The 21,174-nt window shown below is 41.8% G+C and carries 20 protein-coding genes; 18 read left to right on the top strand and 2 right to left on the bottom strand.

Translation table 11 applies throughout. The features are described 5' to 3' along the window. The first annotated feature begins 331 nt into the window (after nucleotides 1-331). From RRV45_RS19575 to RRV45_RS19545, 7 genes are all read left to right on the top strand, one after another. Nucleotides 332-1,015 carry a GntR family transcriptional regulator gene (locus tag RRV45_RS19575; RefSeq protein WP_315666330.1) on the top strand — a complete coding sequence of 228 codons (684 nt, stop codon included), beginning with the start codon at nucleotides 332-334 and terminating at the stop codon, nucleotides 1,013-1,015. A gap of 407 nt (nucleotides 1,016-1,422) precedes the next feature. After that, the gene (gene uvrB / locus RRV45_RS19570; RefSeq protein WP_315666329.1) at nucleotides 1,423-3,402 is read left to right on the top strand and encodes an excinuclease ABC subunit UvrB; all 1,980 of its coding nucleotides are present in this window, start codon (nucleotides 1,423-1,425) and stop codon (nucleotides 3,400-3,402) included. Between the two features lie 7 nt (nucleotides 3,403-3,409). Then, nucleotides 3,410-6,289 carry an excinuclease ABC subunit UvrA gene (gene uvrA, locus RRV45_RS19565; RefSeq protein ID WP_315666328.1) on the top strand — a complete coding sequence of 960 codons (2,880 nt, stop codon included), beginning with the start codon at nucleotides 3,410-3,412 and terminating at the stop codon, nucleotides 6,287-6,289. 243 nt (nucleotides 6,290-6,532) lie between these two features. Continuing rightward, a complete protein-coding gene (locus RRV45_RS19560; protein WP_315666327.1) occupies nucleotides 6,533-6,877 on the top strand; it encodes a hypothetical protein in 345 nt (114 codons plus the stop codon). A gap of 200 nt (nucleotides 6,878-7,077) precedes the next feature. Further along, on the top strand, nucleotides 7,078-7,398 hold the full coding sequence (locus RRV45_RS19555) for a DUF4870 domain-containing protein (protein WP_315666326.1): 321 nt from the start codon (nucleotides 7,078-7,080) through the stop codon (nucleotides 7,396-7,398). A gap of 35 nt (nucleotides 7,399-7,433) precedes the next feature. Continuing rightward, nucleotides 7,434-8,549 carry a DUF4097 family beta strand repeat-containing protein gene (locus tag RRV45_RS19550; protein ID WP_315666325.1) on the top strand — a complete coding sequence of 372 codons (1,116 nt, stop codon included), beginning with the start codon at nucleotides 7,434-7,436 and terminating at the stop codon, nucleotides 8,547-8,549. Between the two features lie 34 nt (nucleotides 8,550-8,583). Next, complete coding sequence (locus tag RRV45_RS19545; RefSeq protein ID WP_315666324.1) at nucleotides 8,584-8,943, top strand: phage holin family protein; 360 nt, start codon at nucleotides 8,584-8,586, stop codon at nucleotides 8,941-8,943. A gap of 42 nt (nucleotides 8,944-8,985) precedes the next feature. On the opposite strand, the gene RRV45_RS19540 is transcribed toward RRV45_RS19545, so the two are convergent. Further along, nucleotides 8,986-9,708: an N-acetylmuramoyl-L-alanine amidase gene (locus RRV45_RS19540; protein WP_315666323.1), complete on the bottom strand. Its 723-nt coding sequence runs from the start codon at nucleotides 9,706-9,708 to the stop codon at nucleotides 8,986-8,988. Nucleotides 9,709-9,862: 154 nt separating this feature from the next. Next, on the bottom strand, nucleotides 9,863-10,588 hold the full coding sequence (nagB, locus tag RRV45_RS19535) for a glucosamine-6-phosphate deaminase (protein ID WP_315666322.1): 726 nt from the start codon (nucleotides 10,586-10,588) through the stop codon (nucleotides 9,863-9,865). A 518-nt stretch (nucleotides 10,589-11,106) separates the two neighbouring features. Between nagB and hprK the strand changes: the two genes are divergently transcribed. The 11 genes from hprK to hisA all read left to right on the top strand — a co-directional run bounded on the left by hprK (nucleotide 11,107) and on the right by hisA (nucleotide 21,174). After that, nucleotides 11,107-12,033 (top strand): HPr(Ser) kinase/phosphatase, encoded by a 927-nt coding sequence (gene hprK, locus RRV45_RS19530; RefSeq protein WP_315666321.1) that lies wholly within the window; start codon nucleotides 11,107-11,109, stop codon nucleotides 12,031-12,033. A 211-nt stretch (nucleotides 12,034-12,244) separates the two neighbouring features. Continuing rightward, nucleotides 12,245-13,063 (top strand): prolipoprotein diacylglyceryl transferase, encoded by an 819-nt coding sequence (gene lgt, locus RRV45_RS19525; RefSeq protein ID WP_315666320.1) that lies wholly within the window; start codon nucleotides 12,245-12,247, stop codon nucleotides 13,061-13,063. Nucleotides 13,064-13,197: 134 nt separating this feature from the next. Next, a complete protein-coding gene (locus tag RRV45_RS19520; protein ID WP_315666319.1) occupies nucleotides 13,198-14,151 on the top strand; it encodes a nucleoside recognition domain-containing protein in 954 nt (317 codons plus the stop codon). Then, nucleotides 14,135-14,788, top strand: coding sequence for a pyrophosphatase PpaX (ppaX, locus tag RRV45_RS19515; protein WP_315666318.1), 654 nt, complete (start codon nucleotides 14,135-14,137; stop codon nucleotides 14,786-14,788). Before RRV45_RS19520 ends, ppaX begins: the two co-directional genes overlap by 17 nt. Further along, entirely contained in the window at nucleotides 14,785-15,321 is a 537-nt protein-coding gene (locus tag RRV45_RS19510; RefSeq protein ID WP_315666317.1) for an acyltransferase, read from the top strand. Before ppaX ends, RRV45_RS19510 begins: the two co-directional genes overlap by 4 nt. Before the next feature lie 422 nt (nucleotides 15,322-15,743). Next, nucleotides 15,744-16,928, top strand: a complete 1,185-nt coding sequence (locus RRV45_RS19505; RefSeq protein ID WP_315666316.1) for an ATP phosphoribosyltransferase regulatory subunit — start codon at nucleotides 15,744-15,746, stop codon at nucleotides 16,926-16,928. Further along, on the top strand, nucleotides 16,925-17,572 hold the full coding sequence (gene hisG, locus RRV45_RS19500; RefSeq protein ID WP_315666315.1) for an ATP phosphoribosyltransferase: 648 nt from the start codon (nucleotides 16,925-16,927) through the stop codon (nucleotides 17,570-17,572). Before RRV45_RS19505 ends, hisG begins: the two co-directional genes overlap by 4 nt. 199 nt (nucleotides 17,573-17,771) lie before the next feature. Next, nucleotides 17,772-19,049, top strand: coding sequence for a histidinol dehydrogenase (hisD, locus tag RRV45_RS19495; protein WP_315666314.1), 1,278 nt, complete (start codon nucleotides 17,772-17,774; stop codon nucleotides 19,047-19,049). Between the two features lie 173 nt (nucleotides 19,050-19,222). Beyond that, complete coding sequence (hisB, locus tag RRV45_RS19490) at nucleotides 19,223-19,810, top strand: imidazoleglycerol-phosphate dehydratase HisB (RefSeq protein ID WP_315666313.1); 588 nt, start codon at nucleotides 19,223-19,225, stop codon at nucleotides 19,808-19,810. Then, nucleotides 19,811-20,449 carry an imidazole glycerol phosphate synthase subunit HisH gene (hisH, locus tag RRV45_RS19485; protein ID WP_315666312.1) on the top strand — a complete coding sequence of 213 codons (639 nt, stop codon included), beginning with the start codon at nucleotides 19,811-19,813 and terminating at the stop codon, nucleotides 20,447-20,449. It begins immediately after the preceding gene. Next, a complete protein-coding gene (gene hisA, locus RRV45_RS19480) occupies nucleotides 20,446-21,174 on the top strand; it encodes a 1-(5-phosphoribosyl)-5-[(5-phosphoribosylamino)methylideneamino]imidazole-4-carboxamide isomerase (RefSeq protein ID WP_315666311.1) in 729 nt (242 codons plus the stop codon). The genes hisH and hisA overlap by 4 nt, the downstream gene beginning before the upstream one ends.

The raw sequence follows: 21,174 nt of genomic DNA, 5'->3' as shown, positions 1-21,174 counted from the left end.
TATTGTTAATTCAGATAATTCAAACATTGGAGTTTTATCTTAAAAAGGAAAAAAATTATTCAAATATTCTTTTAATTCCTAATTAAATTTAAAAACTAATAATGTTGATAAGGAGAATATATCATATTGAGCTATACGTATGCAATATATTTCTGAAAATAAAGTTATATGAAAATATTATTAAAAGATTAATAGGGAAAATAGTTTCATTTTAATTGTAATATATTGTATTCTTATTATTAGTCTAATATAATAAAATCATTGTCGGGTAAATGTAAGCGTTTTACTTATGCAGGATGAACTTTACTAAATGACGAAGGGGGTACTTCCTATGCCGATCCCTGCTAATTATTCCACTCCCACTCGGATGTCCGCAAAAAAGCGTGCCTTTTCTCAAATTCTAGAATGGATTATTGACGGGACTCTGCATCCTAAAGAAAAGCTGCATGATGCTGATCTTGCTCAAGCATTAGGTGTTAGCCGAACACCCATTAGAGAGGCTTTGCAGCTGCTCAGCTTTCAAGGGTTCGTTGAAATGTATCCTGGAGTGGGAACTCAAGTTACCTCTGTCAATAAAGAGGATATTAGCAAAATACTGCCGCCATTAGGTGTGCTGCAAGCTTTAGCCACTGAATTAGCGACACCGATTATTAGTCAGGAACAGATTAAATCTCTCCGTGAACTTAATAATCAATTTGCAGAGGCTGTAATAACAGGTGATTCTTACACGGCATTAAAGCTGGATGAGGAATTTCACCAAAGCATAGTAGATGTAACCGAAAATTCGTATATCTCTAGCACTGTTTCTACACTTCAGTCACATGTACGCAGACTTTATTTTCATAACTCAATCATTCTGACTCCGAAGTCTATTGAGGAACATGAAGCCATATTGAAAGCCCTTGAGGAGAAAAATAAGGAAGAAGCCGCCCGAATTGCACGAATGAATGTCGTCCATGCCATTGATATATTTTATGAAAAGCAAGAGACTGAAAAAAATAATGAAGAAAGTTAGAAAGCTACAAGCCTGCCGTTGTTTTGGCAGGTTTTGTTTGTGTTAATTAGGTGAAAACATCTAATTAATCGATTGATGAACAAAATCTCCTAAAAAATTGGTTTAATTTATAAAAACCCCGAAAAACTGTGTTTAACTAAATGTTTGAATAACCCATTTCCTCGCAAAAATCTCTCCCCTATTTCAAGCAACAAGTATCTTCCTTATATAAATGTTGAAAAACAATCGAATATCCGTTCGTATATTAGTGGTTAGTTTTCATTGCTTTGTGGTAGAATGTTTATAGAATGTATTACGTTAAATGTTTATTAATCTGTATACTTAGTCAGCATAGAAAATACATAATCCTGCATCCGCTTAAAGGATGTTAGGTTTTTTAATAGAGAAGAAATAATGGGAGGCTTTTTATGAAGGACCAATTTAAACTAGTCTCAAAATATACTCCCCAAGGAGATCAGCCAGAAGCCATAAAGCAGCTTGTAAAGGGGCTCAAATCCGGCAAGAAGCATCAAACATTACTAGGAGCGACTGGGACCGGAAAGACTTTCACAATTTCTAATGTGATTCAAGAGGTCAACCGGCCAACTCTCATAATTGCTCACAATAAAACACTTGCGGGCCAGCTTTATAGTGAGTTTAAAGAGTTTTTTCCTAATAATGCAGTTGAATATTTCGTCAGCTACTATGATTATTATCAGCCGGAAGCTTATGTTCCGCAGACAGATACATTTATTGAAAAAGATGCAAGTATTAATGATGAGATTGATAAACTGCGCCACTCGGCTACGTCATCATTATTTGAACGGAAAGATGTTGTTATTATAGCCAGTGTGTCTTGTATTTATGGTTTAGGTTCGCCTGAAGAATATAGAGAGCTCGTTTTATCTCTTCGAACAGGGATGGAAATCGAAAGAAATCAGCTTCTCCACAGACTCGTAGATATTCAATATGAAAGAAATGATATCGCCTTTCAGCGCGGGACTTTTCGTGTGCGTGGCGATGTTGTGGAAATTATCCCGGCTTCCAAGGATGAGCGGTGTATTCGTGTGGAGTTTTTCGGAGATGAAATTGACCGCATTCGCGAGGTCGATTCACTGACAGGGGAAATTATTGGGGACCGCGAGCATGTGGCGATTTTTCCACGATCCCACTTCGTTACTCGTGAGGAAAAAATGCGAGTGGCCATTCAAAGCATCGAGGAAGAATTGGAAGTTAGGCTGAAGGAATTAAGAGAAAATGATAAGCTGCTTGAGGCCCAGCGCTTGGAACAGCGGACTCGGTATGACCTGGAAATGATGAGAGAAATGGGCTTTTGCTCAGGAATCGAAAACTACTCAAGACATTTAACACTAAGGCCACCAGGTTCTACTCCATACACATTAATGGACTTTTTCCCAGAGGACCTGCTCATCGTCATTGACGAGTCACATGTCACCCTCCCGCAAATTCGCGGAATGTATAATGGGGACCAAGCGAGGAAATCAGTGCTTGTGGAGCATGGTTTCCGCCTGCCTTCAGCATTAGACAATCGACCTTTGACGTTTGATGAATTTGAAAAGCATATTAACCAAATTGTCTATGTATCTGCAACTCCTGGCCCATATGAGATTGAGCACACGCCAGAAATGATTCAGCAAATCATCCGTCCGACCGGTCTGCTCGACCCAATCATCGAAGTCCGGCCGATTGAAGGGCAAATTGATGATTTAATTGGAGAAATTCATGACCGAATCAAGCAGAGTGAGCGCGTGCTTATTACAACCTTGACGAAAAAAATGTCAGAAGACCTAACCGATTATTTAAAGGAAATTGGCATTAAGGTGCAATATTTGCATTCTGAGGTTAAAACCTTAGAAAGAATTGAAGTTATCCGCGACTTGCGACTAGGTACTTATGATGTTCTAGTTGGAATCAATCTTTTAAGAGAAGGACTTGATATTCCAGAAGTATCCCTAGTGGCTATTCTTGATGCAGATAAGGAAGGATTCCTCCGCTCAGAGCGTTCTCTTATCCAGACGATTGGCCGGGCAGCTCGTAACGCAAACGGCCATGTGATTATGTATGCTGATAAAATGACAAATTCAATGGAATTAGCGATTAGCGAGACAAAGCGGCGCCGTTCCATTCAAGAAGAATATAATCAAAAACACGGCATTACCCCTCAAACGATCCAAAAGGAAATCCGTGATGTCATCCGTGCTACTATTGCGGCGGAAGATCAGGAAGAATATAAAGTATCAGCGAAAATTGGCAAGTTAAATAAGAAAGAAAGAGAAAAATTGATTGAAAATATGGAAAAAGAAATGAAGATAGAAGCAAAAGCACTTAATTTCGAACGTGCTGCTGAGCTTCGTGATTTAATTTTAGAGCTGAAAGCGGAAGGATGACGTAAAGATGGCGATGGAAAATTTAATTGTAAAAGGCGCCAGAGCACATAATTTGAAAAATATTGATGTCACCATTCCGAGAGATAAATTAGTAGTGCTGACAGGGCTTTCTGGATCTGGGAAGTCCTCGCTTGCCTTTGACACGATTTATGCAGAAGGACAGCGCAGATATGTTGAATCCTTGTCTGCTTATGCACGCCAATTTCTTGGACAAATGGACAAGCCAGATGTGGATTCCATTGAAGGCTTGTCACCTGCGATTTCTATTGACCAAAAGACAACGAGTCGAAACCCTCGCTCGACCGTAGGAACTGTGACAGAAATATATGATTATTTAAGATTATTATATGCAAGAGTTGGGCGTCCCACTTGTCCAAATCATGGAATTGAAATCTCTTCACAAACGATCGAACAGATGGTGGACCGTATTCTTGAATACCCGGAGCGAACAAAGCTTCAAGTGCTTGCCCCTATTGTATCCGGAAGAAAAGGCGCACACGTCAAAGTTTTAGATGATGTAAAAAAGCAAGGATTTGTCCGGGTCCGAGTGGATGGCGAAATGCTTGATCTTAGCGAGGAAATTGAGCTGGAAAAGAATAAGAAGCATTCTATTGAAGTGGTTGTGGATAGAATTGTCGTTAAAGAAGGAGTTTCTGCTCGTCTGGCTGATTCGATTGAAACAGCTTTGAGGCTTGGAAGCGGAAAAGTGCTTATTGATGTCATAGGCGAAGAGGAGCTTCTATTCAGTGAAAATCATGCTTGTCCCCATTGCGGATTTTCTATTGGGGAGCTTGAGCCGCGGATGTTTTCCTTTAACAGCCCGTTCGGAGCTTGTAATGAATGTGATGGGCTTGGGTCTAAGCTTGAGGTGGATGTAGAATTAGTCATTCCTAATCCGGATTTATCTTTGCGTCAGCATGCCATTGCCCCTTGGGAGCCGACAAGTTCACAATACTATCCTCAGCTGCTCGAGGCCGTTTGCACCCACTATGGGATTGATATGGATATCCCTGTAAAGGAAATTCCTGAGCATCTTCTGGATAAAATTTTATATGGTTCCAATGGAGAAAAGATTTTTTTCCATTACGAGAATGATTTTGGCCAAGTTAGAGAAGGGCTTATTGAATTTGAAGGGGTTATCCGAAATGTGGAGCGTCGTTACAAAGAAACAAGCTCTGATTATATTCGCGAGCAAATGGAAAAATATATGGGGCAGCGCCCATGTCCAGCATGTAAAGGCTACCGTTTAAAAAAGGAAACACTTGCGGTTCTCATTTCTGGTCAGCATATCGGAAAGATAACGGAGCTATCAGTTGAGGAAACCTATAAATTCTTCGATAATCTAAATCTATCCGAAAAAGAAAAGAAGATAGCTGATCAGATTTTTCGAGAAATTAAAGAACGGCTAGGCTTTTTAGTCAATGTTGGGCTCGAATACCTCACTTTAAGTCGTGCAGCGGGAACGCTATCAGGTGGGGAAGCCCAGCGGATTCGGCTGGCTACCCAAATCGGCTCTCGATTAACAGGGGTGCTCTATATTTTAGATGAGCCATCGATTGGCCTTCACCAGCGTGATAATGACCGTTTAATAGAAACGATGAAAAATATGCGTGACATCGGAAACACGCTCATTGTCGTTGAGCATGATGAGGACACGATGATTGCGGCTGATTATTTAATTGATATTGGTCCTGGCGCAGGCGTTCATGGCGGTAAAATTGTTTCTGCCGGAACGCCCGAGGAGGTTATGAATGATCCTCAATCATTAACGGGCCAGTACCTTTCAGGGAAAAAGTTCATTCCGCTTCCAGTCGAACGCCGAGAAAATGATGGCCGGTTTATTGAAATTAAAGGGGCAAAGGAAAATAACCTGAAAAATGTTAGTGTAAAAATTCCGCTCGGTACTTTTATTTCTATCACAGGAGTATCCGGATCGGGAAAAAGTACATTGATTAATGAGATTCTTCATAAAACATTAGCACAAAAGCTAAATCGAGCGAAAACGAAGCCTGGAGAGCATAAGGAAATAAAGGGGATTGAGCATTTAGATAAAGTCATCGATATTGATCAATCACCTATCGGGCGGACTCCGCGCTCAAATCCGGCTACCTATACGGGCGTGTTTGATGATATTCGTGATGTCTTTTCAGTAACAAATGAAGCAAAAGTCCGCGGCTATAAAAAAGGGCGTTTCAGCTTTAACGTAAAAGGCGGCCGCTGTGAAGCCTGCCGCGGAGATGGAATTATCAAAATTGAAATGCATTTCCTGCCTGATGTATATGTCCCATGCGAGGTTTGTCATGGCAAACGGTATAATCGGGAAACGCTGGAGGTTCAGTATAAGGGTAAAAACATTTCTGAAATTCTCGACATGACGGTTGAGGATGCGGTAGTATTTTTCGAAAATATTCCGAAAATCAGCCGCAAGCTCCAAACGATTTATGATGTCGGCCTAGGCTATGTCAAGCTCGGGCAGCCTGCAACCACTCTTTCCGGTGGTGAGGCTCAGCGTGTCAAGCTAGCATCTGAACTTCATCGCCGTTCAACTGGCCGTTCCCTCTACATTCTGGATGAGCCGACAACCGGTCTTCACGTAGATGATATTTCTCGCTTGCTCGTTGTCCTGCAGCGTCTCGTAGAAAATGGAGATACTGTACTTGTCATTGAACATAATTTAGATGTCATAAAAGCGGCCGACTATATCATCGATCTTGGACCAGAGGGCGGAGACAAAGGCGGAACCATCATCGCTACCGGGACTCCTGAACAGGTAGCCGAAGTTCCAGCTTCTTATACAGGAAAATATTTAAAACCAGTCTTAGAACGCGATCGACTAAGAATGCAAAAGCAAATCGAAGAGAAGGAAGCTAGTGTCTCGAACGTATAACTAGTTAAGAAAGCAGTGCTGTTATCAGTGCTGCTTTTTTTATTGATGTGGGGTGGGGGGTGGCGCCTGTTTTCCAATTAGCTCCCATATAACGCTCATCATAAACTTTTTCATGCGCAAAAAACAAAACAATCCAATGATAACGCATTGTAATCGAATAGAAACGTTGGTGTAAATCTATTACGTTATAATCTTACCAAGGACAACTCTATCCATAATGAAAATATATTGAGGAGGGTTAACTTGGAAGCATATTTAGAGAAATCTTTAGAAGAGTGGAAAGAGGATATTTCGGAGGTTCTTGATCAGATCAATCTGGAGTATGAAGAAGTTGCGAAGGAATTAAAGGTTTATACGTATAAATATGGCATCACGAAGCAGGTCATTCAATCGACTGTGAACGAAGAAATTATTGAAAATATCCGTGAAAGATATCATAAGCCATTTGAAGAAAAATACAACGAGCTGCGAGAGTACATAAAGGACCTTGATGAAAAGCGAAAGGTGTTTCAAATGTTCGTTAATAAGATTGATGAGGTAAAGAGAAAGGAAGCGCCACGAATCGACCTAGTTGCTGCCTTTAAATAGTCCATAGGTTAACAAAACTGCGCCGTCTAATTATAGACGGTTTTTATTTTGCTCCGCAGTTGAATGTTCAAAGGAGGGTCAGAAATCGACTTAAAAAATCCACTAACATCCATATTGAAAAAATAAATAAAAGGACCTTCCCTAAAAGTGAAACCTTCTTTATCCATTTTCGTAATTAATGGTAAAGGGAGCTGTTGACAATGGAGACGAGTAAGGTATTGTCAGGACTAAGTTATTTGAGTGTTTTGTTTGCTGGGATTCTTTTTCCACTTGTGTTGTTTTTTGCAACAGAGGATCAAAGAACAAAGCATCATGCGAAGAAGGCGTTTTTATCCCATCTTATCATGTTGATCCCGGTTCCAGTGATTGTTTACGCAGCGATCACAGGGATTGGGATGAATCAAATAGAGTTTCCGGTCCTGTTCATCGGAAGTGTCCTATTTACAGTTGTCCTTAGTCTTATTGTTGCAGTTTGGAATATTATTAAAGGCATCCAGATTTTTATGGGAAACACTTTTTAGCTTAAAAATAAACATATTTAGCTGGAGGGGACGATATGCAAGCTGAACGCAAGCGGATACTTAAAATGGTTGAAGATGGAAAATTGACTGTGGATGAGGCTCTTTTTCTATTAGAAGAGCTTGAGAAAACAAGTAAAACGGCGGAAGGAAAGAAGGAAGACCTTGTTCAGGAGCTTTCCACGACTGTAAAATTTGAGGAAGCCAAAAAGGAAGAGCCTTTCAATTACAAGTTCCAATCTGCAAAGGATAAAATTATAGACTTTGTAGACTCAGCCTTTAAAAAAATCAAAGATATGGATTTGGACTTTAACTTTGGTCAATCTGTAGAAATAACGCATATATTCCAACAAGGGGATGTCTCCTTTAAGGATGTAGATGTGGATGTCGCAAATGGGAAAATAGAGGTTCTGCCTTGGGAGCAGAAGGACGTCCGCATTGAATGCAAGGCAAAGGTGTACCGGGTAGAAAACCAGGAAGAAGCCCAGCGGAACTTTTTAAATGATGTTACATTTGCGATTGAAGGACAAAAGCTACGTTTCGCAACACAGCAAAAGTGGATGAAGGTGGATGCGGCTATTTACATTCCGCAAACGGAATATGATAAGGTGAAAATCCGCATGTTTAATGGGGCCATCGACAGCCAGCAATTAAAGGCTGATACCTTTAAGGCAAAAACGGCTAATGGAAAAATTACAATTCAAAACATGGTTGGCAAGTATACAGAGTTGGAAACCGCTAATGGACAGATTTCTATTCAAAAGAGCCATATTGAACAAATAGAGGCAGAAACGCTGAATGGAGCGATCCATGTGGATGGTAGTTACCAAAAAATTGATCTTCACTCTTTTAATGGCGATGTTTTCTGCGCTATTCAGGATGGAAAATGTGATGTCATTGATGCGAAGGCTGTGGCTGGCAAAGTTGAATTGCAGATTCCGAATCATTTAACAGTTAACGGGGAGTTAAAAACAAATCTCGGAAGCCTGCATGTTAATCTCGATGGAATCCAAATTGTCGAGGATAAGAGTGAAGTGATCCAAAAGGTACTGCGTTTCCAATCCGTAAGTCATTCAGAACAGTCTTTAAGGCTGACAGCTGAAACAAAAACGGGTGCTATTCATATCAATAAAGCAAAATCAGTTGATTTTTAAAATGTTGAGAGCTTAATTTACGGGGTGTTTTAATATGAGATGGGTTGCAGGAATACTAATTAATGCCATATTATTTGTGGCTATAGCAGGTTTTTTAAATGAATCCTTTTATGTATCGAGCTTCGGTGCGGCAATTGGGGCAAGTGCGATCCTCTCGATATTAAATATCCTCGTTCGGCCGATTTTAATTATTTTAACATTGCCTGTGACTTTAGTGACTTTAGGGTTATTCCTGTTTGTGATCAATGCAGTCACGCTGATGATTACGGACGACATTATGGGAAGCTCCTTTGAAATCGCAGGTTTTGGAACGGCTTTATTTATGGCCGTGATTATGTCGATTGCAAATCTGATCATTCAAAAAGCAGTGCTCGAGCATGCGAAAGAAAAGTAAACAAAGAGGCTGGCCCATTTAATTGGGTCAGCCTCTTTTTCCTCATTCAAAATAAACAAAAGGTGAATATCCCAGCTTTTTTAAAGCCTCTGCTAGATTTTCTGCGTTTTTCTTATCTTTGAAGGCACCGACCTGGACTTTATAAAGTCCTTTTTTCGATGATGGTTGAGGTGTTTTTATACTTGCACTTGCCTTATTGGTACTGCTATTAGCTTTTGATTTAAGGCTGTATTGATCTTTGAGAGCCTTTACGATTGCCTCGGCACAGGTTCTCTGGTAAGTTTCAGTTCGCATTAAGGCAGCCTCATGACGGTTTGTCATAAAACCGCATTCCGTTAAAACAGCGGTCATGTTGGTTTCCCTGAGAACGTGAAAATCTTCGGTTTTGACCCCGCGATTGGTTAATCCTGTAGCAACCACTAAATTCCTTTGGATTTTCTGTGCGAGTTCATAGGCTTCCTTTGGCTTTCCAACATGAACATAGGTCTCAATCCCATTTGCTGCATTCCAGGTAGATCCATAAGCATTTGCATGAATCGCCACATAAACATCGATTTTTAGACTATTGGCTTTATTTGTCCGCTCCTGCAGGGGGACGTCCCGTTCGTCTGAATGAGCAAAATAGACAGTGGTATTTTGATGGTTTTCCAATAGGGGCCGTGCAAAATTGGCAACAGCTCTCGTAAATTCATACTCATTCATGCCATCCGGGCTGCGTTTTCCGGCCGTATTAAAACCATGGCCCGCATCCAGCATTATTTTCATATGCTTGCTCCTTTCAATTTTTTCTAGAATCAGCTGCATCCTGAAAAAAGTAAGCTATCCACCCTTATAATATGAATAAAGGATGGAAAAGGACATGGGAGTACGGGAAAAAACGAAAAAAGAGACAGCTAATGATGCCATCTCTTTATGATTTCTAAATTAGTTTTAGTGCTTCGTCATCCGCAATAATCGTGAAATTCGGGTGGTTTTTAAGTGCAGAAGCTGGAATGCTTTCGTGAATCTCACCGTTTATTAGCTGGTGAATCGCATTGGCTTTCGACTTTCCTGAAGCAAGCAGAATAATTTCCTTGCTAGCCATAATGGTCGCAATCCCCATCGTTACGGCATGAGTAGGAACTTCCTCAAGAGAATTGAAAAATCTTGCATTGGCTCGTCGTGTATCTTCCTCAAGCTTAATCATATGGGTTTTGCTAGAGAACGGCGTACCAGGCTCATTAAAACCAATATGCCCATTTTCACCGATGCCAAGCAGCTGCAATCCTATCCCTCCAAAGGAATCGATCAACGCCTCATATTTTGAGCATTCTTCATGCAAATTCTCTGCCATCCCATTTGGAAGATGAGTTTGGGAAGCCGGGATATCAATATGGTCTAAAAGCTGTTCTTTCATAAAATAATGGTAGCTATTCGGATCATGTTCATCAATTCCTACATATTCGTCCAGATTAACGGTAGTGATTTTTTTATAGGAAGTCATGTGTTGCACATGGTCCTCGATCAGCTTTTGGTAAACCCCTTTAGGTGTACTGCCTGTAGCAAGACCAAGTGTGATTTCGGGATTATTTCGGATACGGTCAATCATGATTTCCGCAGCTTTCTTGCTCATTTCTTCATAGTTGGCGGTTCTGATAATTTTCATTCGGGTCCTCCTCTGATGTCATTTATTCTCATTCAATATTCTTGATTCTGTGTATACTAGGAAGGCTGCCACCAAGAATCGCTTTCATTCATCTTTTTTGTGAAAAACTAAATTGCCGCTGGATTCAATGAACAAGCCTTGATGTACAGAGTAATCACCAGCGCAGAGAAATGCAGTCATCGACTTTTACAATCTGGGTTGCGGGCAGCCGCACATGAATGTTTATATAGAAAATAAAAATATCTATCATTAATCATATTCATTTTATTATAAAATCATTTATATCATGCTGTCTATTTTGAAATGGAAAAATGAGCTTGAACCCTCACTTTTTTTCGTGATTGGGGTTGAAGAATTTGGTTCTTTAATAAAAAGTGCTAAAATAGATGATATGCTAAAAATTTCTCTCCATAAGTATCTAAATTTTTGAATAAGACGATGTAGGCTAGTTAATTTTTATGTTGAAATGGGGGTTACATGCTTTGAAGCTCCACCCTTTTCAATAGGAGGTAATGGGAATGGCAAAGGTCTGTACTAAAGACGTTGTAGATAAATTTGGCCTTGAGTTAATTAGCGGGGAAGAGGGGATCAACCGGCCGATTACTACGAGCGATATTTCCAGGCCTGGTATTGAAGTAGCGGGATATTTCGATTTCTATCCTGCAGATAGAATACAATTGATTGGAAAAACAGAGCTCACGTTTACTGAAAAATTAAGAGTGATCGAGCGTCAGCTTCGCTTTGAAAGGCTTTGCACTGATATTACACCCGGAATTATCATCTCGAGAGGCCTTGAGGTTCCTGAAGAGTTAATTGTTGCTTCGAAGCGCGAATCAGTCCCTCTCTTAAGAACGACCCAAAAAACAACGAGATTTTCTAGTTTGCTAACGAATTATCTTGAAAGTAAGCTAGCTCCGACAACGGCCGTCCATGGCGTACTTGTCGATGTGTACGGGGTTGGAGTACTTATTACGGGGAAAAGCGGGGTCGGAAAAAGCGAAACGGCCTTAGAACTTGTAAAACGTGGACATCGGTTAGTAGCTGATGATTGTGTGGAAATTCGACAGGAGGATGAGTATACGCTTGTTGGCACTTCGCCAGAATTAATCGAGCATTTACTGGAAATTCGCGGTCTTGGGATTATTAATGTGATGACGCTGTTTGGAGCGGGAGCTGTTCTAAGCAATAAACGCATTTCTATTGTCATGGATCTAGAAATTTGGAATCCGAAAAAGCAATATGAACGTCTAGGACTGGATGAAGATAAAATGAAAATTATTGATTTGGATGTTCCTAAGCTCACCATTCCAGTTCGCCCCGGGAGGAACCTGGCAGTAATTATTGAAGTGGCAGCGATGAACTACCGCATGAAACGTATGGGCGTCAATGCCGCAGAGCAATTCACAAACCGCCTCGCAGATGTTATGGATGACAGCAAAGAATAGTACTTGTGCCCTAGTACTGGTGCCAGGCACCGTTCGTGGACATTTTTGATGAATTTGTATTTTAGTGGTGGACATATTGGCTAGGTATCAGACACCCTTCGTGTACAGTTTTTTTGGATGAACATTATTGTAAAGAATGAAACCTAAAGGATTCCCGCACTTATTATGATTTAGTTTTAACAAAAAAAGAACAGTTAAAGGAGCAATGACTATGGAATCAATGATACAGCCACTTAACCCGATTGCCATTTCTCTAGGGCCGATTGAAATTCGTTGGTACGGGATTATTATCGGTGTCGGCATTGCCTTAGCCCTGTTACTAGTAATGAGGGAAGCAGAGAGAAGGGGATTGCAGAAGGATCTATTTGCCGATTTAATGCTCTGGGCCATTCCGATTGCGATTATATCGGCGCGAATCTACTATGTTATTTTTCAATGGGGCTATTATAGTCAAAACCCAGGCGATATTATCAAAATCTGGGAAGGCGGCATCGCCATTCACGGGGCCTTGATTGGAGCTGTAATCACAGCATACGTATTTGCTAAAAAGCGGAACGTGTCATTTTGGAAGCTCACGGATATTGCAGCTCCTAGTATTATATTAGGGCAGGCTATTGGCAGATGGGGGAACTTTATGAACCAGGAAGCCCATGGCGGAGAAGTTACCCGTTCTTTCCTTGAAGGCTTGTATTTGCCGGAATTCATTATTAATCAAATGTATATTAATGGAACTTACTATCATCCTACTTTTTTATATGAATCACTTTGGAACTTTGCCGGATTTGCTATTCTCTTATTATTAAGAAGAGTCAACCTGCGCCGCGGCGAGCTTTTCCTCAGTTATGTTATCTGGTATTCAATCGGCCGCTTTTTTGTCGAGGGCCTGCGGACAGACAGTTTAATGCTTACTGAGCAGTTGAGAGTGGCACAAAGCATATCAATTGTCCTTATCGTGGGTGCTGTTATTTTGCTAGTATTAAGACGGATGAAGGGTTATGCGAACGTGCGTTATTTAGATAATGGTGCATAGTATTAACGTTTTATGATTTTTGGAGAAGCGGAACTGGCCGATAAAACGGAAAAGTTACCGATATTTTCGAGAACGAATAGATAAAGTTGAAAAGTGACCAATTTATTAACCATAAACAAAAAGGGAGAAGAGAAATGTTGCTTGAATCGTCCAAAAAGGGGATAAAGGTTGGCTTTAAGACAACTTGGACGTTGGGTAAAGTCATCTTTCCCGTCACATTAATTGTCGCCATTCTGCAGCATACGCCTGTCTTGCCATGGATCATCAAGCTGATCACGCCTCTGATGAATCTCATCGGCTTGTCAGGTGATGCAGCGATTCCTATCGTCTTGGGGAATATTCTGAATCTCTACGCTGGAATCGGAGCCATTTTAACTTTGGAATTAACAGTCAAGGAAGTGTTTATTATTGCTGTTATGCTTTCCTTTTCGCATAACCTGCTGATTGAGTCCAGTGTCGCTGTCAAAGTGGGTGTGAAGCTCTGGGTCATTGTGGCTGTTAGACTTGGATTAGCGCTGATCTCGGCCATTGTTATCAATTTGGTTTGGCATGGCGGCTCAGAAATAGCGAAATATGGGATTATTCCGCCAAAGGAAGAGGAGCTTTCCGGCTGGGCATCCATTCTGCTTGATGCGCTGCAAAAGGCGGGACTTGGCGTATTGCAGCTGGCGATCATCGTCATTCCGCTCATGGTCGTCATTCAATTTTTAAAGGATTTAAACTGGCTGGCTGTTTTTTCAAAATGGATGGCACCTGTCACGAAAGCGCTGGGGATGAAAGAAAATACCTCAACCACGCTAGCGGCTGGATTATTAATCGGTTTAGCCTTCGGAGCGGGAGTCATGATTCAGGCGGTAAAAGAGGATGGGGTCAGCAAAAAGGATGTTACGATTGCCTTTATCTTCCTGGTTGCTTGTCATGCTGTTGTGGAAGATACGTTAATATTTGTCCCATTAGGAATACCAGTGCTTCCACTTCTGCTCATCCGATTAGGAGTTGCTATTTTATTAACATTAATTGTTTCATTCATCTGGAACCGAATTGATTTGGATAAAAGAAAGGAAACCGCATATGAGCACACAAGTTAATACAATCTTATTTGATTTAGATGGAACATTAATCGATACGAATGAACTAATCATTACCTCTTTTTTGCATGTGTTAGGAAGTTATTATCCGGATCGGTATACACGGGAGGATGTTTTGCCTTTTATGGGACCTACACTAAGGGAAACATTTGAATCGATTAATCCTGAAAAAGTGGAGGAAATGATTGAAGCCTACAAAGAATTCAATATCACGAATCATGACCTGCACGTAAAGGAATTTCCAGGCGTCTTTGAAACGATTCGCACTTTAAAGGAATCAGGCTACAAAATCGGGATTGTCACAACGAAGGGTATGATAACAGTAAAAATGGGCCTTGCTCTAACTAAGCTCGATCAATTTTTCGATGTGGTCGTTGCTTTAGATCATGTTCAAAATCCAAAGCCTGATCCGGAGCCGATTTTAAAAGCATTAGAGCAGCTCCAAGCAAAACCAGAAGAAGCGATGATGGTTGGCGATAATTCCCATGATATTTTAGGAGGGAAAAATGCGGGCACCCAAACGGTTGCCGTTGCGTGGAGTTTAAAAGGAAAACAGTTTTTAGAAGGATTTGATCCAGATTATATAATTGATCATATGGCTGATTTGCTCGATATTTTGAAGGCTGATAAAGGATGAGGAGAACGGAACGTTTTCCAGTAGAGGGAGGCAATTCCCTTTGGCATGTGTATAAAACCGTTCCGTTCTGGAAGGTAGTAAAAAACTTCGCTGTCATCCAGCTAGCCCGATACACCCCCTTCTTAGGGATGAAAAATTGGCTTTATCGCACCTTTCTGAAAATGAAGGTTGGCGAACAGACGTCATTTGCCCTCATGGTGATGCTTGACGTTATGTTCCCCGAAAAAATCAGTGTCGGCCGGAATACGGTTATCGGCTACAACACAACGATTCTCGCACACGAATATTTGATTAAAGAGTATAGGCTGGGTCCGGTGGAAATTGGAAGTGAAGTGATGATCGGCGCCAATTCCACGATCCTGCCTGGTGTAACGATAGGCGATGGAGCCATCGTGTCTGCAGGTACGCTCGTTCATAAAGATGTTCCAGCAGGCACCTTTGTCGGCGGAAATCCAATGCGTGTTATTTATTCAAAAGAAGAATTAGCTGAGCGCTGGGCCGAGGATCCGATTTATGGAATGAAAAAAGAATAATACATAGAAGCTCTGGTTAGTGTAAAGCTAACAGGGCTTTATTTATTTTATGCTTCAAATATTTTCAGAATTATTTGTTGACGGATATGTAAAAGAGGGTTAAAATAAAACACAACTTTACTTTACTACCATATTAGCGAACTAAAGGATTCTGTGAATTTAACTATTTGAAGGTAAGAAGCCTGAGTAAGCAAAGATATTTTTATTTAAAGGACACAAAACACCGGAAAGTATGAAAGCATGTCCTTTAAACCCATTTTATAGGACACAAAACAACCGAAAGCATGAAAGCATGTCCTTTAAACCCATTTTATAGGACACAAAACAACTCAAAGCATGAAAGCATGTCCTTAAACCCGAAATAAGGATCACAAAAACAAAATGAAACTCGAAATTTTACATAAAGTATGAGGTGAACGGATTTGAGCCGCTTGTTTATGTTTGAAAAACCCTTAGGGATGAGAGATACACTGCCAGATTTGTTTAATCGAAAGCGGAAGGTAAGGGCTTCGATTGAAGAGGAAATGGAGCGCTGGGGCTACCAGTTTATTGAAACTCCAACACTAGAATACTATGAAACGGTAGGATCGGCTTCAGCGATATTGGATCAGCAATTATTTAAACTGCTCGATCAAGAAGGGCACACACTTGTCCTTCGTCCAGATATGACAGCCCCGATTGCCCGGGTTGCCGCTTCGCGTTTATTAAAAAATGATTTGCCCATCCGCCTTGCTTACACAGCCAATGTGTTTCGCGCCCAGCAAAGAGAGGGCGGCCGGCCGGCGGAATTCGAACAAATTGGAGTGGAATGCATTGGCGATTACACGATTAGTGCGGATGCTGAAGGGATCGCATTAATTATTAGTTCCTTACAGGAAGCAGGGCTAGAAGATTTTCAGCTTTCTGTTGGCCATATCGGATTTGCCCGCACTCTATTTCTGCAAATTTTAGGAACAGAGGAAAGAGCCGATGCGTTGACGAGATTCTTATATGAGAAAAACTATGTCGGCTACCGGGAGCATGTAAAGGGGCTTGGTCTCTCTTCGATTGATAAACAGCGGCTGCTAGATTTTCTAAAGCTCAGAGGCGGAGCAGAAGTGATTGAAATGGCATTTAACCTGCTTGAGAATGACTTAGGCAGAGAGGACGTCCTGCAGCTCCAGCAGTTATTTGAAATGATGGGTGATTATGGGCTTGATGAAAAAGTGAAGTTTGACTTAACGCTCGTCAGCCATATGAGCTATTATACAGGGATTCTTTTCGAGGTCTATGCGGGGAATGTTGGTTTTCCAATTGCTAGTGGCGGCCGTTATGATCAGTTACTGCAAAAATTCGGGAAAGAAACTGGAGCCACTGGCTTTGCCATTCGAATTGATCGCCTGCTTGAGGCCCTTAAGGACGAAGAAGTGGGATCACAAGCTTCCTGTATTTTATTTAGCCCGGAAAGGCGAAAGGAAGCGTATCAGGTTGCTAAGGAGCAGCGTAGCGTTGGTAAGAGAGTGGTTTTACAAGATATCAATGGGGTGAAGGATATTGATCAATGTACGAATCAATATGAAGACATCACCTTTTTAGTCGGCAAAGCGGGGAGGGAGACAGGGATATGAAAGAAATTTTAACCATTGCGATGCCAAAGGGGAGAATTTTTGAAGATGCGGTTGAACTGCTCCGCCAAGCTGGATTTCGTCTCCCTCCGGAGTTTGATGATTCAAGAAAACTGATTATTGATGTGCCGGAAGAAAGCTTTCGGTTTATTTTAGCAAAGCCTATGGATGTCCCTACCTATGTGGAGCATGGTGTTGCAGACCTTGGGATTGCAGGTAAGGATGTCATGCTTGAGGAAGAGCGTGATGTCTACGAACTCCTTGATTTAAAAATTAGTGCGTGCTACCTCGCTGTCGCAGGCTTGCCTAATGCGAAAATGAATAATGTAGCTCCTAAGGTGGCAACGAAATACCCGAATGCAGCGGCGGCTTATTTCCGTGAGCAAGGGGAGCAGGTTGAGATTATTAAACTTAACGGTTCAATTGAGCTCGCGCCACTAATTGGCTTGGCAGACCGGATTGTTGATATTGTTTCCACAGGGAGAACGTTAAAGGAAAACGGCTTGATTGAATATGAGCGGATGGTCGATATCACCTCGAGATTAATCGTTAATCCAGCAAGCTTCCGAATGAAGGATGAACGGATCAGTGAGCTTGTCGAACGCTTAAGTGAAGTGAAAAGATTGCAGAGCTTTGATGCCCCCTAATGTCTAGTTTCAGCGCCTAGCCCCTCGAGGTCACAAGCCAACCCTATCTGAAAGGTAAAGATCAACCTTTCCGATAGGCTCGTCTTGTGCTTGTCGGGGCTGAACACAAAGGAAAGCTTCTGCGATTAGTCTTCGCAGGAACATTTGTACTTTGATTGTTCCGAAGGCGCTTCCACTTTTCTAAGAAGGAGTGAAAAGAATGCGGATTTTGAAAATAAATGATGGGGCCTCCCAGTCCATTAAAAGATCTGTCGATAGCGGAACAGAAGAACAGCGGGCGATTGTGAAGGGAATTATTGAGCAGGTTCGAGCAGATGGGGATGCAGCATTATCAGCCTTCACGGAAAAATTCGATGGGATCACCTTATCTAATTTTGCTGTTACGGACGATGAAAAAAGGGAAGCTTATGAGGAAGTCGATGATGAGGTTCTGGCCATTATTAGAGAGGCAGCAGCCAATATTCGCTCCTTCCACGAAAAACAGCTGCGCCCGTCATGGATGACAACAGATGAAAATGGCACGATTCTTGGGCAAAAGGTAACTCCGCTGGATTCAGTCGGCCTATATGTGCCAGGCGGAACAGCTGCCTACCCATCCTCCGTGCTCATGAATGTGCTGCCTGCCAAGGTTGCAGGGGTCAAACGAATAGTCATCACTTCTCCCCCTGATAAAAAAACAGGGAAGCTTCCACCAGCCGTCCTAGTAGCCGCACAGGAGGCAGGAGCGGAGGAAATTTATAAAGTAGGCGGTGCCCAAGCCATTGCGGCATTGGCTTATGGAACGGAAACGATTGCCCCTGTTGATAAAATCACGGGCCCAGGAAACATATTTGTTGCTTTGGCAAAACGTGAAGTGTTTGGGGATGTCGATATTGATATGATCGCTGGGCCAAGTGAAATTGCGATTTTGGCGGATTATACGGCAAGACCAGATGAAATGGCTGCGGACTTATTGTCTCAGGCCGAGCATGATGCTTTTTCCTGCAGTGTCCTCGTCACTCCATCAGAGAGATTGGCAAAGGCTGTTTCAGCACAGGTGGAGAAGCAATTGGCTTCACTTCCCCGTCAGGAAATCGCCGCACAATCCATTGAAAATTTCGGAGCGATTTATGTGACAGATACAATGGAAGAAGCGGTTGAAACCATTAATAGCCTTGCTCCCGAGCATTTAGAAATTGTAACTGAAAATCCGCTGGAGCTTCTAGGAAAAATCAGACATGCTGGAGCGATTTTTCTCGGACGCTTTAGTCCCGAACCAGTCGGAGACTATTTTGCTGGACCGAATCATGTATTGCCAACGAACGGCACTGCCCGTTTTTCGAGTCCGCTTAATGTGGAGGATTTTCAAAAAAAATCCAGTATCGTTTATTACAGTGAAAAAGCCCTAAAAGAAAATGGAGAGAAAATCTCGGCATTTGCACGGCTTGAAGGATTAGAAGCCCATGCGCGGGCAATTGACATAAGATTGAAGAAGTAAAGGTCAAGGAGGGACGTCCTTGTCTCGGATTTTTCAGAAAGACACGGGGCAGGTCCCTTGTCCCAGGTTTTATCACAATTCGGGACAGGAGAACCCTCCTCATATCCCTGACGAAACGCACCGAAAACAAAGTGGGATACCAGAATCGTCCCTATGTCCCAGGAGGAGAGAACATGACAAGATCTTCAGAGGTTAAAAGGAAAACGAATGAAACAGAAATTTATTTGTCTTTAAATATTGATGGACAAGGGGAGAGCAAGCTGGAAACGGGAGTACCGTTTTTGACGCATATGCTTGACCTTTTTTCAAAGCATGGGCAATTTGATTTAACAGTCGATGCAAAAGGTGATACTGAAGTGGATGATCACCATACAACGGAGGACATCGGTATTTGCCTTGGACAAGTATTTAGGGAAGCTCTTGGCGACAAAAAAGGAATTAAACGCTATGGAAATGCGTTTGTACCGATGGATGAGGCGCTGGCGCAGGTTGTCATTGATCTAAGCAATCGTCCTCACTTAGAAATGAGAGCAGAGTTTCCAAGCCAAAAAGTAGGCACATTTGATACAGAACTTGTGCATGAGTTCCTATGGAAGCTTGCCCTTGAAGCCAGAATGAACCTGCATGTGATTGTTCACTATGGTCAAAATACACATCATATAATTGAAGCGATTTTTAAAGCATTAGGACGTGCTTTACATGAGGCGACAACGATTGACCCTAACATTAAAGGAGTGCCATCTACGAAAGGGCTGTTGTAAATGATCGGGATTATTGACTATGGAATGGGTAATCTCTTTAGTGTCAGCAAGGCACTTGAGCGATTAGACACCCCTTACTTTATTTCTGAAAAAAGAGGAGAACTGCAAAAGGCAGATGGGCTGATTCTTCCAGGTGTTGGCTCTTTTGAGGATGCGATGGAGCTTTTAGAAAGATTGGAATTAGCGAGCCTGATAAAAGAATACGTACAGCTCGGGAAACCGCTGCTTGGGATTTGCTTAGGCATGCAGCTATTATTTGAAGAAAGTGAAGAGAACGGGCTGACAAAGGGGCTTCAGCTGCTGCCGGGTTCTGTAAGAAGATTTCCTGGAGTTTCAGTGGACGGAGTGCCGTATAAAGTCCCGCATATGGGCTGGAATCGTCTCACTTTTGTTCAGCCCTCGGAGCTTCTTCAATCAGTACATGAAAATTATGCATACTTCGTTCACTCCTATTATGTAGATACAGACGATAAGAGCATTGTTATTGCAGAAAGCAGCTATGATGTAAAAGTTCCGGCTGTTGTCGGTAAAGAAAATATATTTGGGATGCAATTTCATCCAGAAAAAAGCGGACAATTAGGGATGGAGCTTTTAAGTAATTTTACTGGAATTGTATGGGAAAGGATGACCGAAAAATGAGCTTTACCATTTATCCAGCAATTGATATGCGAGGCGGCAAGTGTGTCCGCTTGCTACAGGGAGATTATAATCAAGAAACAGTATATGGGGATTCTCCTTTTGATATGGCAAAAAAGTTTGCAGATGAAGGAGCAAGCTGGATCCATATGGTCGACCTAGACGGAGCAAAGGATGGAAAAAGAGTCAATGACGTATCTGTAATAAAGGCAGCCAAGGAGCTGAAGGCTCATATTCAAATTGGCGGCGGCATTCGGACCGAAACCGATATTGCTCATTATTTGGAAAATGGTGTTTCACGTGTGATCATCGGAAGTATTGCCGTTTCGAAGCCAGATTTCGCGATTGAAATGATCAGGAAATATGGCAATCAAATTGCAGTAGGCTTGGATGCAAAAGATGGCTATGTAGCAACGCATGGATGGCTGAACACTTCCGAAGTGAAGGCGGTTGAGTTAGGTAAACGCTTTGCGGATGCTGGAGCAGAGTCGTTTATTTTTACCGATATTGCAACAGATGGCATGCTGTCCGGTCCAAATATAGAGGCAGTCAGACAACTGGCAAAAGAAACAGGAAAAAGTGTTATCGCTTCTGGGGGAGTCAGCAAGCTTTCTGATTTAACTAGTTTAAAAGAATTTTACGATGATGGGGTAACAGGTGCTATTGTCGGAAAAGCCATTTACGAAGGACGTTTTACCGTGAAGGAAGCATTGGGAGAGGTGAAGTAA

Source organism: Bacillus sp. DTU_2020_1000418_1_SI_GHA_SEK_038, assembly GCF_032341175.1.
Taxonomy (GTDB): domain Bacteria; phylum Bacillota; class Bacilli; order Bacillales; family Cytobacillaceae; genus Cytobacillus.
Note: the sequence above shows the minus strand (reverse complement) of the source record. Positions and strands in the feature narration are given on the sequence as shown.

Excerpts from the sequence above, each read along its gene's own strand:
- hprK (WP_315666321.1), top strand. The coding sequence starts at position 11,107 with ATGGCAAAGGTCTGTACTAAAGACGTTGTAGATAAATTTGGCCTTGAG.
- nagB (WP_315666322.1), bottom strand. The coding sequence starts at position 10,588 with ATGAAAATTATCAGAACCGCCAACTATGAAGAAATGAGCAAGAAAGCT.
- hisH (WP_315666312.1), top strand. The coding sequence starts at position 19,811 with ATGATCGGGATTATTGACTATGGAATGGGTAATCTCTTTAGTGTCAGC.
- RRV45_RS19545 (WP_315666324.1), top strand. The coding sequence starts at position 8,584 with ATGAGATGGGTTGCAGGAATACTAATTAATGCCATATTATTTGTGGCT.
- uvrB (WP_315666329.1), top strand. The coding sequence starts at position 1,423 with ATGAAGGACCAATTTAAACTAGTCTCAAAATATACTCCCCAAGGAGAT.
- RRV45_RS19575 (WP_315666330.1), top strand. The coding sequence starts at position 332 with ATGCCGATCCCTGCTAATTATTCCACTCCCACTCGGATGTCCGCAAAA.
- hisG (WP_315666315.1), top strand. The coding sequence starts at position 16,925 with ATGAAAGAAATTTTAACCATTGCGATGCCAAAGGGGAGAATTTTTGAA.
- RRV45_RS19520 (WP_315666319.1), top strand. The coding sequence starts at position 13,198 with ATGTTGCTTGAATCGTCCAAAAAGGGGATAAAGGTTGGCTTTAAGACA.
- uvrA (WP_315666328.1), top strand. The coding sequence starts at position 3,410 with ATGGCGATGGAAAATTTAATTGTAAAAGGCGCCAGAGCACATAATTTG.
- RRV45_RS19550 (WP_315666325.1), top strand. The coding sequence starts at position 7,434 with ATGCAAGCTGAACGCAAGCGGATACTTAAAATGGTTGAAGATGGAAAA.
- hisB (WP_315666313.1), top strand. The coding sequence starts at position 19,223 with ATGACAAGATCTTCAGAGGTTAAAAGGAAAACGAATGAAACAGAAATT.
- hisD (WP_315666314.1), top strand. The coding sequence starts at position 17,772 with ATGCGGATTTTGAAAATAAATGATGGGGCCTCCCAGTCCATTAAAAGA.
- ppaX (WP_315666318.1), top strand. The coding sequence starts at position 14,135 with ATGAGCACACAAGTTAATACAATCTTATTTGATTTAGATGGAACATTA.
- RRV45_RS19555 (WP_315666326.1), top strand. The coding sequence starts at position 7,078 with ATGGAGACGAGTAAGGTATTGTCAGGACTAAGTTATTTGAGTGTTTTG.
- lgt (WP_315666320.1), top strand. The coding sequence starts at position 12,245 with ATGGAATCAATGATACAGCCACTTAACCCGATTGCCATTTCTCTAGGG.
- RRV45_RS19510 (WP_315666317.1), top strand. The coding sequence starts at position 14,785 with ATGAGGAGAACGGAACGTTTTCCAGTAGAGGGAGGCAATTCCCTTTGG.
- RRV45_RS19540 (WP_315666323.1), bottom strand. The coding sequence starts at position 9,708 with ATGAAAATAATGCTGGATGCGGGCCATGGTTTTAATACGGCCGGAAAA.
- hisA (WP_315666311.1), top strand. The coding sequence starts at position 20,446 with ATGAGCTTTACCATTTATCCAGCAATTGATATGCGAGGCGGCAAGTGT.